The organism is Nonomuraea corallina (assembly GCF_027620315.1).
GTDB lineage: Bacteria > Actinomycetota > Actinomycetes > Streptosporangiales > Streptosporangiaceae > Nonomuraea > Nonomuraea corallina.
Genome location: NZ_JAPNNL010000045.1, coordinates 14,403 through 28,566 on the forward strand (window position 1 = coordinate 14,403; position 14,164 = coordinate 28,566).

Below are 14,164 nucleotides of genomic sequence, written 5' to 3' on the forward strand. Positions count from 1 at the left end.
CGCGTCCTGCCCTTCCGCGATGATCGCCGCTCGTCACCACCATGAAGGTCGAGGGCAACCATGTGGACTCCCACAGCCAGCCGGTCGCGTGGGGCGACGGCGCTGACGCGGTCGTGGCCAAGGCCGTTGGTCAGCCAGGCGCGGAAGTGTTCCAGATGGTAGGGGATCTTGGCTGCGACTTCCGGTGAGCGCTCGCCGCAGACCGCGAGCTGCAGGTAGCGCGTGGGTGTGTTTGCCGCCGATCGCCGGGGCGGATCCTGGGCCGGCAGATGGTCTGCGATCCGCCGGAAAAGCCGGCAGGCCAGATCAGCGCCACCATCGGCGCCAGCCGCGCGTCTTTGACCATGAATCTACGGCTGCTGACCGGCTTGGGCTTCCTCACCTGGAGGACCCGGCCGGGCGATCGCACCATGTACTACCGCATGGCCGACGACGCTTCCGTACCGGCGGCACTGGACGTCTACGATGCCCAGTGCCACCCCCGCACCCAGGCCACCACCCGCAATGCTCACCAGGCCGGTCTTCAAGTGATCAACGCCTCGCACCCCGCGCGCTCGGTCCCCTGTGGGACTGGACACGCCCGACCCTGCCAGGAATGCCTGACGCATAGCTGACCTAGTCCGAGCCTCCCAGGCCGAGCTACCCGAACCCGGGAAACCGTCACCAACCAGCGTGAATGCCAAGATCGTAGTGACGGTGATCAAACACGCGGCCCGTTTCCGCCGTATTCCGGTGGCACCCCTTCTTCACCTCACTGGACCACTGGGTGAACCTGAACCTGGTGGAGACGCGGACGTTTCCCAGCGGCGTGGTGCTGACCCGCTACGAGACCAGACGATGAGCACGGCGTGAGGCCGGGTCGACATCCCTCCTGGCGTGCTCACCGCGAGCCTCGGCCCCCGCCGGCCGGATTGCTCATTCCGCGGTGACATCGGCGACGACGGAGAGCGTCGGAGGCAGGCCCGGCCAGGGCCTGCCGGCCGCGTCGAACCCGGTGAGCTCGGCGATCTTCCCGTCGACGACGCGCAGGACCGCGATGGCGAACAGACGGTACTCCGGGTCGTCAGGGCTGCGCAGGTACAGCGCGGCGGCGGGCATGCGGTTGAACGTCGTGGCGACACCGCGCCAGTCGTCGCGGCCGCGCTGGAAGAGCCCGCCGGAGACCCAGCCGTCCACGGCCTCCTCGGCCGTCATGACCAGGGTGCCCGGAGCGGGCAGCATCGCGAACCGCAGGTCCTCGCGCAGCAGGGACATCAGCCCGTCGAGGTCGTTGCGCTCATGGGCGTCGATGTACGACTTCACCACGCCGCGCTCGTCATCCGACAGCTCGTGGGTGGCGGGACTACGCCAGTCGAGGCGGCGGCCGGGCAGCCGCCGGCGCATCGTCACCCGGGCCCGCTGCAGCGCGCTGGTCACCGACGCGACGGTCAGCTCCAGGGCGTCGGCGGCCTGCGACGCCGGCCAGCCGAGAACGTCGCGCAGGACGAACACCGCCCGCTGCCGCGGCGGCAGGTGCTGCACGGCGACGATGAACGCCAGCTCGATCGTCTCCCGCGCCACCGCCGATTCCTGAGGGTCCTCGGGGAGCATCCGGTCGGGGTACGGCTGCAGGTGCGGCACCTCGGAGCCGGGGTCCGGCAGCTCGAACGGCACGGGGATGCGATCGTTGCGCTTGTCCAGGAAGTCGAGGCAGGCGTTCGTCGCGATCCGGTACAGCCAGGTCCGCAGCGTCGCGTCGCCCCTGAGCGACTCCCGCTTGTGCCACGCCCGCAGGAACGTCTCCTGCGTCAGGTCCTGCGCGTCCTCGTAGTTCGCGAGCATCCGGTAGCAGTGCACCTGCAGCTCACGCCGGTGGCGCTCCGTGATGAGCGCGAACCGCGCCGCGTCGCCTGAGCGGACCGCCGCGATGAACGCGGCCTCGTCGGCGCCCGGAGGTCTGGCGTCGGTCATGGTCATCCATCCTTCCACCGGTACGAGAGAGCCAACAGAACTGACGACGCGGCGGAGGATCACTGATCGGTGAAACCGCAGGCCGGCCGGTGGACGTCCTCACGCCGGATCAGCCGTTCCGGAAGCCGTACGAGCCGCTGGTCAGTTGCACCGCGATGTTAATTTTCTTTGACATCATGTCCGCTAAGCTTTACTTTAGGCAATGTCAGCTTTGTTTTACATGAGGAGCGGGCATGGCCTTCGAGGAGAAGCGCGCCTGGGTGATGATCGTGGTCACCGTGATCGCGTACGCGATCTACGTGACGACCGTCCTGAGCAGGGCGGGCGGCGGCCCGCTCGCCGACGTCGCCTACGCGGGCGTCCTGCTGTGGACCATCGGCGGCGCCATCGTCGCGGCGATCGTGGCCAACATCGCGATGGCCATCACGGGCGGCCACGGCGCCGACCGCACCGACGAGCGCGACCGTGAGATCAACCAGGTCAGCGAGCGCATCGGACAGTCGTTCGTCGTCATCGGCGGGCTCGCCGCGTTGATCATGGCCGTCGCCGAACTGCGCCACTTCTGGATCGCCAACGCCGTCTACCTGGCGTTCGTGCTGTCCTCGGTGCTCAGCTCGGTCGCCAAGATCATGGCTTACCGGAAGGGCGGCTTCCAGACGTGGTGAAGCCGACGCGGGTCACCAACACGATCCGGGCCCTGCGGTTCGCGCACGGCGAGATGACCCAGGCAGAGCTGGCCGACCGGGTCGGCGTCACCCGCCAGACCATCATCGCGATCGAACAGGGCCGCTACTCCCCCTCGCTGGAGATGGCGTTCCGCATCGCCCGGGTGTTCGGCGTCGGGCTCGACGACGTCTTCCAGTACCCCGACACAGAAGGAGACCCATCATGAAGGCGATCGTCCAGGACGAGTACGGTCCTCCCCACACGCTGCGCCTCGGCGAGGTCCCGATCCCGGCGCCCGGGGCCGGCGACGTGCTGATCCGGGTGCGCGCGGCCGGCGTCGACTACGGTGTGTGGCACCTCATGACCGGGCTGCCGCTCATCGGCCGCCTCGGCTTCGGCCTGCGCCGGCCGCGCAACCGCGTGCCCGGCATGGACGTGGCCGGAGTCGTGGAGTCCGTGGGGGTCAAGGTGACCGCGTTCCGGCCCGGCGACGAGGTGTACGGCGCGGGGACCGGCACGTACGCGCAGTTCGCGCTCGCCCGCCCCGGCAAGCTCGCCCGCAAGCCCGCCAACCTGAGCTTCGTCGAGGCGGCGGCCGTCCCCGTGTCGGGAGTGACCGCGTTACAGGCCGTCGGCCAGGTCACCGAAGGCGAGAAGGCGCTGATCATCGGCGCCGGCGGCGGAGTGGGCAGCTTCGCGACGCAGCTCGCGGCCGCCGGCGGCGCCCACGTCACCGCCGTGTGCAGCACGGCCAAGGCCGACCTCGCCCGGTCGCTGGGCGCCAAGGCCGTCATCGACTACACCCGTGAGCCGCTCACCGGGACGTACGACCTCATCGTCGACATCGCGGGCCTGCGGCCGATGGCCCAGCTGCGCGGGCTGCTCGCCGAGCGCGGCCGGCTGGTCCTCGTCGGCGGTGAGGGCGGCGGCCGGTGGTTCGGCGGGCTCAGCCGGATGCTGACCGTCCGGCTGAGGGCCCCGTTCACGCGCCAGCGTCTGGACGCGCCGATCTCGCTGACCCGCACCGCCGACCTGGACGCGCTGCGCGACCTCATCGAGTCCGGAGCCGTGCGACCGGCCGTCGGGCGCACGTACCTGCTGGCGGAGGCCGCCGCCGCGGTGGGTGACCTGGCGGCGGGCAACGCGCCCGGCAAGCTCGTCATCACGGTCGACTGACCCCGAGAGCATCATCCTGCCGCGCATGGGGTGGGTCCACGCCTCACCCCACGGTGCGCGCGGTTCCGTCCTGGGGACAACACCGAGGAAGATGATCATGGACGCATTGAAGGCCATGTGGCAGGCCGTTCCCCCGGCCGGCCCAGACGAGCTCGTCGGAGCACGGCACCTACTTACGCAGTGACGCGCCCGCCAAGGCAGGGCCAGACCACATCGCGGACAAGGTGGCCCGGAGTGAGACGGTGGTGTTCGCGATCGTGGAGCGCTATCTCGTCGGCGGGCACGCCGAGATGCTGGACGACGCCATGCTCACCGCCCTCGACCGAGCGCTCTGAACCTCATGGCCGGCAGGTCTTCGTCCCCGGTCACGGTTCCGTCGGCGGGACGCCCCGCCAGCGACACAGCCGGTACGCGGACTCCTCAGCTGTCGGGGTGCACCATGAGCAGGACGGCCCGGTTGTGGGCGGCGTGACCCTGGTACTGGTGCGGGCGGGCGGCATCGAACCGGATGGAGTCGCCTTCGGCCAGGTCGGTGAGGGAATCGGCGGGTCCGATGGTGACGCGTCCACTGGTGAGCACGAGGCACTCCTCGACGCCGGGCAGGTGGGCGTCGGAGTGCTGGGGGTTCTGGCCGATGGCGATGTCGTAGACCTCCACGGTGCCGCGCAGCCTGATGCGGTGAAGGAGTCGCGCGCTCACCGCGTCGCCCTCGATCCTCGGCCGGCTGTCGCCGACGCGTACCACCTCGACCGTCGTGGCAGCCGTTTCCAGCAGCTCGCCCAGGGACGCCTTCAGCGCGGTGGCCAGGGCCCACAGGGTGCTCAGGGTCGGGTTGCCCTGGCCCTGCTCGATGCCGTGCAACGTGGTCTTGCTGATGCCGCTGGCTGACGCCAGGTCGGCCAGCGATATCCCGGCCGCCGTGCGGAGCCGGTGCACGTTCTGCCCCACCACTTGCGCAAGATCCATGCGTATCAGCATAGTGAAATGTCCGTACCAGTAAAAGGTCCGACTGTGGAGGCGACATGACGGTGACGCGGCTACGCGACATCCCGGGCATCGGTGTGGATGCCGTTGGGGACGCGGCCGACGCCGCAGGAGATCCGGATTTCCTGCGGCTGGAGAATCTCGACACCGACCTGCGTCCGCCCGCCGTCGCACTCGCCGCCACCCATGCCGCCGTAGATGCCGACTCGGCCAACAGCTATCTGCCGTTCCAGGGGCACCGCTCACTTCGCGCGGCAGCCGCGGCGCATGTCGGCCGCCTCTCCGGGCACGCGTACGACGCCGACACCCAGTGCGTCAGCGTGGCCGGCGGGCTCAACGGCATCCTCAACACGCTGCTCGCAACCGTGGAGAACGGGCAGGAGGTCGTGCTGTGCGACCCCGTCTACGCCGGCCTGGTCAACCGCGTCCGGCTCGCGGGCGGCATCCCCCGCTTCGTCCCCGCACAACCCACCGCGGACGGCTGGACCATCGACCCCGAACGACTCGCCAAGGCCGTCGGACCCGGCACGGCAGCGGTCCTGATGATGGGACCGGCGATGCCGACCGGCCTCGTCCTGGACGAGCGCCACTGGTCCGCCCTCGCCGACGCCTGCGAACGCCACGACGCCTGGTTGATCTACGACGCGGCCATGGAACGCATCCGCTTCGACGGCCGCCCTCCCAGCCACCCGGCCGCCCACGAGAAACTGGCCCGGCGCACCATCACCGTCGGTTCGGCCTCCAAGGAGCTGCGGCTCATCGGCTGGCGCGTCGGCTGGGTCGTCGGGCCTGCCCCCATCATGGCCGACATCCGCCTCGTCGGTCTGACCAACGTCGTCTGCCAGGTCGGCCTGGCCCAGCAGGCCGTGGCCGCCGCGCTGAACGCGCCCGACGCCGAGGCCGACGTCGCCGCCGCCACCGCCGAATGGCAGCGGCGCTGCGAGACGGTTCTGGACCAGCTTGCCGCCTACCCGGTCATCCGGCCGCACGGCGGCTGGTCACTTCTCCTCGACACCAGACCCCTGGAACTGACCGCCTCCGACCTGTCCCGGCGCCTGTTCGACCGGGCGAAGGTCGCGGCCACCCCCATGGACGGCTGGGGCCCGAGCGGGCGGCGCTATCTGCGGATGGTCTTCGCCAACGAACCCGTCGAACGCCTCACCAGCCTCGGCGATCGCTTCCGCCTGGCCCTCTGATGACAGGCCGCGAACGGCCGGGGCGACACCATGCCGGCCGCTCCCCCTCGTGCTCGCCGGGTGAGGAGCCCCGTGTTCTCAGGACAGGCTTCCTGCTGATCACGTCAACCCGCGCGGCGGCATCAGCCCTTGCGCCACCGCTCCGGATCCGACACACGTGATCACGGCGGAACCTCCAGCAGCTGATCCATGAATGTCGAGGGAGAAGGTCGAGAACCGGCGCGCTGTTGCGTCCCCGGACAGGAGAACCGCTCCAGTACCTCCGGTATCGGGTCCGCCACGGAGGCTCCGTACCGGCGGGCCTGCTCAGCCGCCAGATCCTCGAGAGGACACTGTCAGTGACGCGAAAGCTCATAGTCCAGCAGTGGGTGACCGTCGACAACACCACCGCGCAAGAGGACGACGGGCTCAGCTTTGTGTCATGGGAGCTCTTTCCCAAGACCACCGACCCGATTCTCGGCGCGAATACCCCCTCCCAGGCGCAGGGCTACTGGCCCTACGCCGACAAGCAGGGCGACTACGGCAACGTCACCGAGTTCGTCGCCTCGTCGAAGTTCTGGATGACGCCCTCGACGAGGTAGGTGCCGTGGGGGGATTAGGCAGCCTTGGTGGCGGGCGCCAGGGCCGGGTCGTCGGCCGGGTGGGGCTGGACGGGCGGATGCAGCAGGGCTCGGCGGAGATCTTGCAGGATGCGTTGGTGAAGCCGCGCCAGCCCCGGGACGGCCATCGTCTGGTTCTCCTTTCGATCTTGATCTAGCTACTCGAAGGATCACGCGATGGCCTTCTTCATTCACGGCACCACGCCTATGACCAGGTCAAACTCGTACACCACGCCCGTGGACCCAACCCGCCGATAACCTTGACGTGGCGGTGGTGCCTCCACCGCCACCACAGGCGGGCCGAGGCCTTGGCCAGCTCCGCCCGCCCTGCCTCGTTAACGCCACTGGCCGATTGGTCGCTGCTCAAGGGCCGGAACAAGCGGAAGTTCCGCGCTTTCGCGGAGTCGGACCGGCGCCTCAGCCCCGCCTCAGTTCGGCCGCGACCGCCCTTTCTCGCAATTGCGCGGCCTCGGCGCGGGCCGCCTCCAGCTCGGCCCGCAGGTCGTCCACCCGTGACCGTTCGAGCCGCAGCTCCAGCAGCGCCTGGTCACGCTCCCGCACCGCGGCCGCGGCCTCCTTCTCACCTCTTTCCCGCTCGCGTCGCGCGTTCTTCTCGGCCTTGGTCGTCTCCGCCTCGGCCGCCTTGCGCGCCCGGGACACCTCGGCGTCGGCCGTGGCGCGCGCGTGCTCGGCCGCCTCCCGCGCCGCCGCCGCCTCGTTCAGGGCGATGGCGCGTTCCCGCTCGGCGACCGCCGCCGCGCGCTCGGCGCTCTCGGCACGCGCCACGGCACGGTCGCGCTCCTGACCCGCCGCCTCCGCCCGGGCGATGGCCGCGGCGGCGTCGCGTTCGGCCTGCTCGCGGGCGCGCATGGCCGCCGTCGTCTCCTCACGGGCGCGGTCACGCTCCTCCTCCGCCCGCTCGGCGTCCTTCCTGGCCCGTACGGCTCCCGCCCGCGCCTCCTCGGCCAGCGCCTCGGCCGCCTCGACCCGCTCGGCCAGTTCCCGAACGGCCTGGTCGCGGGCCCGCTCGGTCACCTCGGCCCGGTGGAACGCCTCGTCGGCGCGCCGTTCGGCCGCCTCCGCCCGCCGGCTCGCCTCCTCGGCCGCCTGAAGCGCCTGGCGCTCGGTGCTGGCCGCCTCCCGCAGCGCGGCCAGCGCCTGCTCGCGGGCGCGTTCGGCGTCGGCCAGCGCGGTGTCGCGCTCGGCCTCGGACTCCTCCACGCGCGCCCGCATCTCCTGGGCCTGCCGCCGCGCGTGCTCGGCCGCCTCGCGCGCCAGCCGTACCTGCTCGAACGCCTGCTCACGCTCGGTACGGGCGATGGCCACCCGGGTGTGGGCCTCGGCCTGAACGGCGCTGATCCGCGCCTCGACGCCCGCCGGGCTGAGCTCGTCGGCCAGCGCCCGCGCCAGCGGTTCGATGGCCGCGGACAGGCCGCTCTCCATTCGCTCGTACAACTGCTCGGCCCTGGCCAGAGCGCCTTCGAGCCCGGGGGTGGCCTTCCGCAGCTCGCGCTCCCGCTTGGCGGCGGCCTGGCAGTCGCCGTCAGGACAGTACTCCTTCGGCCTGCCCCGCCCCCGCCGCTGCTCGATCGGCGCACCACAGTGCTTGCAGGGCGTCACCAACGTGTCGATCTCCGTCACCACATGATCATAACATTATTGATTTTCTAGAAAATAGAATTCAGAAAATCGGATCTGTTGCGCGTGTCGGTGAGGCAGGTTACTTGCGAGAAGGCAGGATTCCCGCAAGTAATTCTGGAGGGAAGCCCGCGGCACGATCGCGGGCCGCGCAACTGAGGATTGCCGCGCAGTCGTCCGGCGGGTTTGCCACTCCCGATTTTGATCCGTCACGAACGACGGCTGACGCCCGCCTAGTTCTGCATGTGGCGACGGCAATCCATGTATGCCATTTGGCCTCGTCAGAGCCAGGGCTCGCTCGCCCAGCGCCACTCCTTCCGGGGCCGCAAGCAGACCGTGCTGTTGCCGGTCGAGGCGGCCGCGGTATGGCAGCGCCACCTCCGCCGAGCAGGAAGCCGCCAAGTACGCGAGAAGACGCGCGCCGAGCGGCTGGCTCGCGGCGAGCCCTACGACTACGACCTGTGGGACGGCGATGAAGCCTGACACCCACACTCCAAGCAGGGAAAAAATTGCCATAGGCGTATAGAGCGTCGTTTCGGCTAGCCTCGGCGCACTCCCTGGATCCGGGAAGCCCTCACCTTTCACCCTGCGCGCCGGACGAGCGCGCGTAACGCAGGAGGACGAAGATGGCTGACCGTTGCGACATCGCCGTGATCGGCGGAGGTGTCATGGGGCTCGCCCTGGCACCTGATCGAGGCAGGTGCCGGTGACGTGCGGCTCGTGGAGCGCGACGGGGTCGGAGAGGGAACCACCGCCGCTGGCGGCGGCTTCCTCGGCGACTGGGCGCCGTATGAGCAGGAGAGCACCGCCGCCCGCTACGGCCACGCCTTCTACGCACACCTGCAGGAGGAAGGCGACGACGTCGGCTACCGCGCGGACGGCATGCTGTACGTGGCCATCAGCGAGGCGGCATGGCAGGAACTCATCGCCTGGCAGACGGGCACGCCGCTGACGGCCGCCGAGGTCGAGCGCAGGACCGGCGGCGTCGTACGCGCCGGCGGCGTCCGTGGCGGGGTGCTGATCGGCGACGGCGGCCAGGTGCACGCGCCGAAGGTGGCAGCAGCGCTGGCCAAGCGCTTTCGCGCGAGTGGCGGCCGATTGGACGCCCGGCGGCCCGTCACCGCGATCTCCACGAATAAGGGAAGGGTCCGCGCCGTGGAGACCGCCACCGGACCCATCGCCTGTGGCGCGGTGGTCGTGGCCGCCGGCGCCTGGAGCGGCGCGCTCACCCGCGATCTGGGCTTCTTCCTGCCCACCGCCCCGCAGGTCACCTCGCGCGTGAGCACCGGACCGCTGGGCATCCCCGGCACGCTGCCCCTGCTCTTCCTGACCGGCCTGACCGCCGGCGAACCCGACGGCGACACCCTGCTCTGGGTACGCGAGCACGAAGGCGGCCTGCTGTGGGGCGGCACGTACCCCACCTTCCCGCGCGGCGTGCTGATCGACGCGCCCGTCCCTGACCGCCTGGACGAACTGCCTCTCGACGGCGTCTTGGAGATCCTGCGGATCGCCGCCCATGGCGCGCCGCTGATGCCCGCCCTAGCCGGCCGGTCGAAGCTGCGCGTCAAGCACGGAGCCCCCTGCCACACCCCGGACTCCCGCGCGCTGGTCGGCCCCGTCCCCGGCGTGGACGGCGCCTACGTCCTAGCCGGCGACAACGAGGCCGGCATCACCTACGGACCTGGCTACGGCAAGGCTCTGGCCGAGCACATCACCCACGGCACGCCTCTGGACCAGTGGCGCCCCGACCGCTTCGGCGACCGCTTCAGCACCCAGCAGCAAGTCCTGGACGCCCAAGGCCTGAGTCGGTGAGGCATTGAGCGGCCCGGCGCGCGTCTTGCTCATCCTGGATCAGCGCCCCGGAACATCGACGACAGCGAATCTGAGGAGCTCGGCCCGAAGTGGACACTGGCTGTCATGCGGCTGGGGTCTCCATCGAAGGTTCTCCGTCAGCGACGACGGTGCCGCGGTCGCTGGGTTCCCCGATTCCCGAACTCTGTCACCCAAAGGCGCCTCCTGGGCGGTAGTTCCGGAGAGCGCCGTCAAAGGAGTGGGGATTGTGGACTCGTTTGCTTCGTATGTCGAGCAGCGGCATGAGCGACTGTGCCGTATGGCGTTCCTGCTCACCCGGGACTGGGCGGCGGCGGAAGATGTGGTGCAGACCTCGCTGATCAAGGCGTGGGGGGCCTGGTGCAAGATCGAGAGTAACCCTGATCCGTATGTGTACCGGATCATCGTCAACACGCACGCCTCCTGGTGGCGGCGTCGGTGGCGGGGTGAAGTGCCCACCGAAGCGATGCCGGAGGGGCCCGGGCAGCGGGACATCGCCGGGGCGGTGGCCGACCGCGCCGCCTTATGGGCGGCGACCTGCGCCCTCCCGGCTCGGCAGCAAGCGGTCGTCGTGCTGCACTACTTCGCCGATCTGCCGCATGAGCAGATCGCCGGCGTTCTCGGATGCTCACTTGGAACGGTGAAGAAGCAGCTCAGCCGGGCGTTGGCACGGCTTCGTGTGGATCCGGCGGTGCGCGAACTGAATGTGGAGGCGAGCCGATGACTCAGTACACCGAAAGCGACCTGCGCGCGGTGTTCGAGGAGTACAGCGCAGAGGGGCCGAGTGGACCCGCGCGCCTGCAGGAGATCACCCGGCGAGGGCGGGCCGCCCGCCTGCGTAAAAGGGGGATAGCCGGGGCGGTGCTGGTCGGGGCCGCCGCGGCGGCCGTCGGTCTCGTCGCGACCTTCGGACCGTACGGCGGTGCGTCCACGCCGGAACCGGCCTCCTCCATGCGGATGACGAACGGCGTCGATCTGCCCGGGACAGTCGTCGACATGAACGGAGACACCCTGGAGTTGATTCACTCCGAGAACCACTCGACGGTCGGCGAAGGGATCGAGGTGATCTTCCAGCCGGCCACCTACAACACTGGCTACTCCATCCGCTGCGCCGATCCCAACGTCTGGGTGTTGGTGAGAAAGGGCAGTGAGGCGAGTTTCGGCCGGTGCGGGGATGCTCGTGGAGACCGTCTCGATAGCCAGTACGACCGGCAGTCCGCAGGCGCGGGATGGCTCGGCCACTTTCAGCACCTGGAGGTCTGGATCTTCCCTTCCGATGCCCCCGTCGATCGGAAGGTCGAGGACGGCAATGGCACCTATGACCTGGAAATGATCACCAAGTCGCCGGAACGCCTTGCCAAGGTGGTGAACCAGCGTCCCAGCGAGTGGACGATCGGTGTCTACGACAACCCGTTCCACAAACCACAGTCTTGATAACCAGCCCTGAAACCGCTCATCGAGCTTCCCGGCCTGCGCGTTCAGGCCGTGGCGGCCGCGCGGGTCGTCGCCGCCTCTTCAGCCTTCCGGGTAGAAGAGGAACAGGCTGCAGCCCGTGGTCGTCTGCGGGATGTGCGAGGAGCCCGCGGGGGCGTGGATGAAGGTGCCGGCGGGATAGTCGCGTTCGCCGTCGTTGAAGACGCCGGAGACCACGTAGACCTCTTCCGGCCCTGGTTCGTGCACGTCGATGCCCTGCCAGCGGCTGCCGGGGTCCATCTCCAGCACGGCGGCCTTCGCACCGTTCGCCCCGTTCCACAGCATCCGCGCCCGGATGCCGGGGAAGAGGTCGCGGACCGGGGCGTCCTGAACGGCGGACCACACATAGTCATCAGTCATGAGGCCAGCGTGGCAGTGCGCGCGTTCCCCCGCCGAGTGTCTGGAAAGACATCGTGCGGTACTTTCCGGTCATGCATCGTGTTGTGGCACTCGTCCGCCCGCCGCAGTCGACGTTCGAGCTCGCCTGCGCGGCCCAGGTGTTCGGGATCGAGCGGGCGGGGCTGCCCACGCGGTACGCCTTCGGCGTGTGCACCGAGCGTCCCGGCCCGGTCGCGACGTACGCGGGGTACGACATGGTCGTGACCGACGGGCTGGACGTCCTCGGCGAGGCGGACACCGTGGTGGTGCCGGGCTGGCTGCCCGCCGGGGAGCCGCCCTCGTCCGCCGTGGCCGAGGCGCTGCGCCGCGCGCACCGCCGGGGCGCGCGGGTGGTCAGCATCTGTTCCGGCGCGTTCGCGCTGGCGTACGCGGGTCTGCTGGACGGGCGGCGGGCCACCACCCACTGGAACCTGGCCGGCCGGCTCGCCGCCAGCTTCCCCCAGGTCCTGGTCGAACCCGACGTGCTGTACGTGGACGACGGCGACGTGGCCACCAGCGCCGGCTCCGGGGCGGGCTTCGACCTGTGCATGCACCTGGTCCGCCGGGACCAGGGCGCGGGGTACGCGGCGCACATCGCGAGGACGATGGTCATGCCGCCGCACCGCGAGGGAGGGCAACTGCAGTACGCGGCGCCGCCGCGCCCCGAGCACTTCGACGCCACGCTCGCGCCGGTGCTGGAGTGGGCCACCGCCCGGCTCGGCGAGCCGGTGGCCGTGGACGACCTGGCGGCGTACGCGGGCGTCTCGGCGCGTACGCTCACCCGGCGGTTCGCCGAGCAGCTCGGCACCAGCCCAGGCAGGTGGCTGCTCGCCCAGCGCATCGCCGCGGCCCGTGACCTGCTGGAGTCCTCCGACCTCCCGCTGGACGCCGTCGCCCGCCGGGCCGGGCTCTCCTCGGCCACCAATCTGCGCCGGCGCTTCCTCGACGCGCTGGGCACGACGCCGGGCGCCTACCGCCGCCTGTTCCGCGCCGCTCCCCATGGGGGTCAGACCAAGAACCCCCGCATAGAGATGATCTTGAAGAGAGATGAATCACCAGCTCACCAGGCCGTCACAGCCACTCGCGCCGTTGCGCCTCCACGCCGGCCTGGAACCGGCTCGTGGCGCCCAGGCGCTCAGTGATGGCGGTCATCATGCGCTGCACGCTGCGCGTCGAGACGGCCAGCTGGCGGCCCGCAGACTCGTCGGTGTGGCCGTCGGCGAGCAGCCGTAACAGCTCGCGTTCCTGCTGATTGAGCCCGTGTTCGTCCTTGGGCGGCGCCTCACCGAGCGGAGTTCCAGCGGCCCAGAGCTGTTCGAACAGCGCCACGAGAGCGGTGATCACGCCGGGACTGTGCAGTTCCAAGGCTCCGTCTGCGGAGCGGTCGGGATCGATGGGGACCAGGGCGATCCGGCGGTCGATGATGACCATCCTGAGGGGCAGGGTCGCCGTGGTCCGGCTCTGTCCGCCGTGTTCCGCCATCCAGCGGGCGTGGGCCAGCGTGGCGGGGTCGTTGCGGTAGCTGTCCAGGTAGATGTTGCGGATGGCCACGCCGCGCTGTAACGCCGGCAGATTGAGTTCCTTCTCCGCGGCCATGGCCTCGGGCTGCTGCGGTCCTGCCGGGGTGAGGGACAGGCATTCGGTTTGGGCGCTGCGGGACAGCTCGGCCAGGTAGTCGCGCACCTCGTCCAGGCCGTTGAGCCTGCGGATCGCCTCCGGCTCGTCGCGGTCGTCGTATTGGGTGGCGAGGGCGACCACCGCGGCCTTGGTGGCCTCGATTCGCTGCTGCCGGGCGGCTATCTCAGCCTCGGCCTTGGCCAGGAGCGCCTGCAGGGCCGCCTGGGGGCGTACAACGTGGAAGCCTCCGCCGTTGACGCGCACCAGCGCGAGGTCGACGAGGCGATCCAGGGAGGCGCGTACGGAGTCGGTGCCGGTGCCCAGCCGTGCGGCCAGGCCGACGAGGTCGAGCTGCGGATGGTCCAGCACAGCGCGATAGACGGCCTCGTCGACCGTGGACATTCCCAGCGCATCGAGCATGACTTGTCCTCGTCACCATCAGGACGGCACGCAAGGCTCACGTGATGGCTTGTGACGGGATTGTGACACGTCCTGGTCGTTTGCTGAAGGCCCCGAAGCTCCACTCTGCCGCTGGCGCGTCTGCGCCAGGCAGGATCACGCCAGGCCGATCATGGTGACAGCGGGCCCGGGCGGCGGCACCCTCGAAACAGGCAGCAGTGAGCGGCGTAACACCCCCCGCCACCGCCTTCATCCCCC

At 70.1% G+C, this 14,164-nt stretch carries 17 protein-coding genes and 1 pseudogene; 13 read left to right on the plus strand and 5 right to left on the minus strand.

Features of this window, described 5'->3' with window-relative positions:
- Positions 1 to 41: 41 nt before the first annotated feature.
- The 3 genes and pseudogenes from OUY22_RS14030 to OUY22_RS36780 form a co-directional block, all read left to right on the plus strand.
- On the plus strand, positions 42 to 188 hold the full coding sequence (locus OUY22_RS14030; RefSeq protein WP_270155358.1) for a hypothetical protein: 147 nt from the start codon (positions 42 to 44) through the stop codon (positions 186 to 188).
- 81 nt (positions 189 to 269) lie between these two features.
- Positions 270 to 614, plus strand: coding sequence for a hypothetical protein (locus tag OUY22_RS14035; RefSeq protein ID WP_270155359.1), 345 nt, complete (start codon positions 270 to 272; stop codon positions 612 to 614).
- A 125-nt stretch (positions 615 to 739) separates the two neighbouring features.
- Positions 740 to 841, plus strand: a pseudogene (locus OUY22_RS36780) (dihydrofolate reductase family protein); the annotation flags it as partial.
- Positions 842 to 915: 74 nt separating this feature from the next.
- Here OUY22_RS36780 and OUY22_RS14040 read toward each other — a convergent pair.
- Positions 916 to 1,950, minus strand: coding sequence for an RNA polymerase subunit sigma-70 (locus OUY22_RS14040; protein ID WP_270155360.1), 1,035 nt, complete (start codon positions 1,948 to 1,950; stop codon positions 916 to 918).
- A gap of 233 nt (positions 1,951 to 2,183) precedes the next feature.
- On the opposite strand from OUY22_RS14040, the gene OUY22_RS14045 reads away from it, so the two are divergent.
- From OUY22_RS14045 to OUY22_RS14055, 3 genes are read left to right on the plus strand one after another with little or no spacing between them, the layout of a single operon-like run.
- A complete protein-coding gene (locus OUY22_RS14045) occupies positions 2,184 to 2,615 on the plus strand; it encodes a hypothetical protein (protein ID WP_270155361.1) in 432 nt (143 codons plus the stop codon).
- The gene (locus OUY22_RS14050) at positions 2,609 to 2,842 is read left to right on the plus strand and encodes a helix-turn-helix transcriptional regulator (RefSeq protein WP_408638158.1); all 234 of its coding nucleotides are present in this window, start codon (positions 2,609 to 2,611) and stop codon (positions 2,840 to 2,842) included. Before OUY22_RS14045 ends, OUY22_RS14050 begins: the two co-directional genes overlap by 7 nt.
- The gene (locus OUY22_RS14055) at positions 2,839 to 3,792 is read left to right on the plus strand and encodes an NAD(P)-dependent alcohol dehydrogenase (protein ID WP_270155362.1); all 954 of its coding nucleotides are present in this window, start codon (positions 2,839 to 2,841) and stop codon (positions 3,790 to 3,792) included. Before OUY22_RS14050 ends, OUY22_RS14055 begins: the two co-directional genes overlap by 4 nt.
- A 420-nt stretch (positions 3,793 to 4,212) precedes the next feature.
- Here OUY22_RS14055 and OUY22_RS14060 read toward each other — a convergent pair whose 3' ends face one another.
- Positions 4,213 to 4,758: a helix-turn-helix domain-containing protein gene (locus OUY22_RS14060; protein ID WP_270155363.1), complete on the minus strand. Its 546-nt coding sequence runs from the start codon at positions 4,756 to 4,758 to the stop codon at positions 4,213 to 4,215.
- Between the two features lie 56 nt (positions 4,759 to 4,814).
- On the opposite strand from OUY22_RS14060, the gene OUY22_RS14065 reads away from it, so the two are divergent.
- Both OUY22_RS14065 and OUY22_RS14070 read left to right on the plus strand, forming a co-directional pair.
- Positions 4,815 to 5,972 carry a pyridoxal phosphate-dependent aminotransferase gene (locus tag OUY22_RS14065; RefSeq protein WP_270155364.1) on the plus strand — a complete coding sequence of 386 codons (1,158 nt, stop codon included), beginning with the start codon at positions 4,815 to 4,817 and terminating at the stop codon, positions 5,970 to 5,972.
- A gap of 368 nt (positions 5,973 to 6,340) precedes the next feature.
- The gene (locus OUY22_RS14070; protein ID WP_270155365.1) at positions 6,341 to 6,553 is read left to right on the plus strand and encodes a hypothetical protein; all 213 of its coding nucleotides are present in this window, start codon (positions 6,341 to 6,343) and stop codon (positions 6,551 to 6,553) included.
- Positions 6,554 to 6,988: 435 nt separating this feature from the next.
- On the opposite strand, the gene OUY22_RS14075 is transcribed toward OUY22_RS14070, so the two are convergent.
- Positions 6,989 to 8,212 (minus strand): coiled-coil domain-containing protein, encoded by a 1,224-nt coding sequence (locus OUY22_RS14075; RefSeq protein ID WP_270155366.1) that lies wholly within the window; start codon positions 8,210 to 8,212, stop codon positions 6,989 to 6,991.
- Between the two features lie 258 nt (positions 8,213 to 8,470).
- Here OUY22_RS14075 and OUY22_RS14080 point away from each other — a divergent pair, with 258 nt between their 5' ends.
- From OUY22_RS14080 to OUY22_RS14095, 4 genes are all read left to right on the plus strand, one after another.
- Positions 8,471 to 8,692: a hypothetical protein gene (locus OUY22_RS14080; protein WP_270155367.1), complete on the plus strand. Its 222-nt coding sequence runs from the start codon at positions 8,471 to 8,473 to the stop codon at positions 8,690 to 8,692.
- Positions 8,693 to 8,872: 180 nt separating this feature from the next.
- A complete protein-coding gene (locus OUY22_RS14085; RefSeq protein ID WP_270155369.1) occupies positions 8,873 to 10,021 on the plus strand; it encodes an NAD(P)/FAD-dependent oxidoreductase in 1,149 nt (382 codons plus the stop codon).
- 247 nt (positions 10,022 to 10,268) lie between these two features.
- Positions 10,269 to 10,763 carry a SigE family RNA polymerase sigma factor gene (locus OUY22_RS14090; protein WP_270155370.1) on the plus strand — a complete coding sequence of 165 codons (495 nt, stop codon included), beginning with the start codon at positions 10,269 to 10,271 and terminating at the stop codon, positions 10,761 to 10,763.
- The gene (locus OUY22_RS14095) at positions 10,760 to 11,473 is read left to right on the plus strand and encodes a hypothetical protein (protein ID WP_270155371.1); all 714 of its coding nucleotides are present in this window, start codon (positions 10,760 to 10,762) and stop codon (positions 11,471 to 11,473) included. The genes OUY22_RS14090 and OUY22_RS14095 overlap by 4 nt, the downstream gene beginning before the upstream one ends.
- Positions 11,474 to 11,554: 81 nt before the next feature.
- Here OUY22_RS14095 and OUY22_RS14100 read toward each other — a convergent pair whose 3' ends face one another.
- Positions 11,555 to 11,872, minus strand: coding sequence for a cupin domain-containing protein (locus OUY22_RS14100; protein ID WP_270155372.1), 318 nt, complete (start codon positions 11,870 to 11,872; stop codon positions 11,555 to 11,557).
- A 71-nt stretch (positions 11,873 to 11,943) separates the two neighbouring features.
- Between OUY22_RS14100 and OUY22_RS14105 the strand changes: the two genes are divergently transcribed.
- A complete protein-coding gene (locus OUY22_RS14105) occupies positions 11,944 to 13,032 on the plus strand; it encodes a helix-turn-helix domain-containing protein (protein ID WP_270155373.1) in 1,089 nt (362 codons plus the stop codon).
- Here the strand turns inward: OUY22_RS14105 and OUY22_RS14110 are convergent.
- Positions 12,962 to 13,927: a LuxR C-terminal-related transcriptional regulator gene (locus tag OUY22_RS14110; protein WP_270155374.1), complete on the minus strand. Its 966-nt coding sequence runs from the start codon at positions 13,925 to 13,927 to the stop codon at positions 12,962 to 12,964. The two genes, OUY22_RS14105 and OUY22_RS14110, sit on opposite strands and share 71 nt — an antisense overlap.
- Between the last annotated feature and the right edge of the window lie 237 nt (positions 13,928 to 14,164).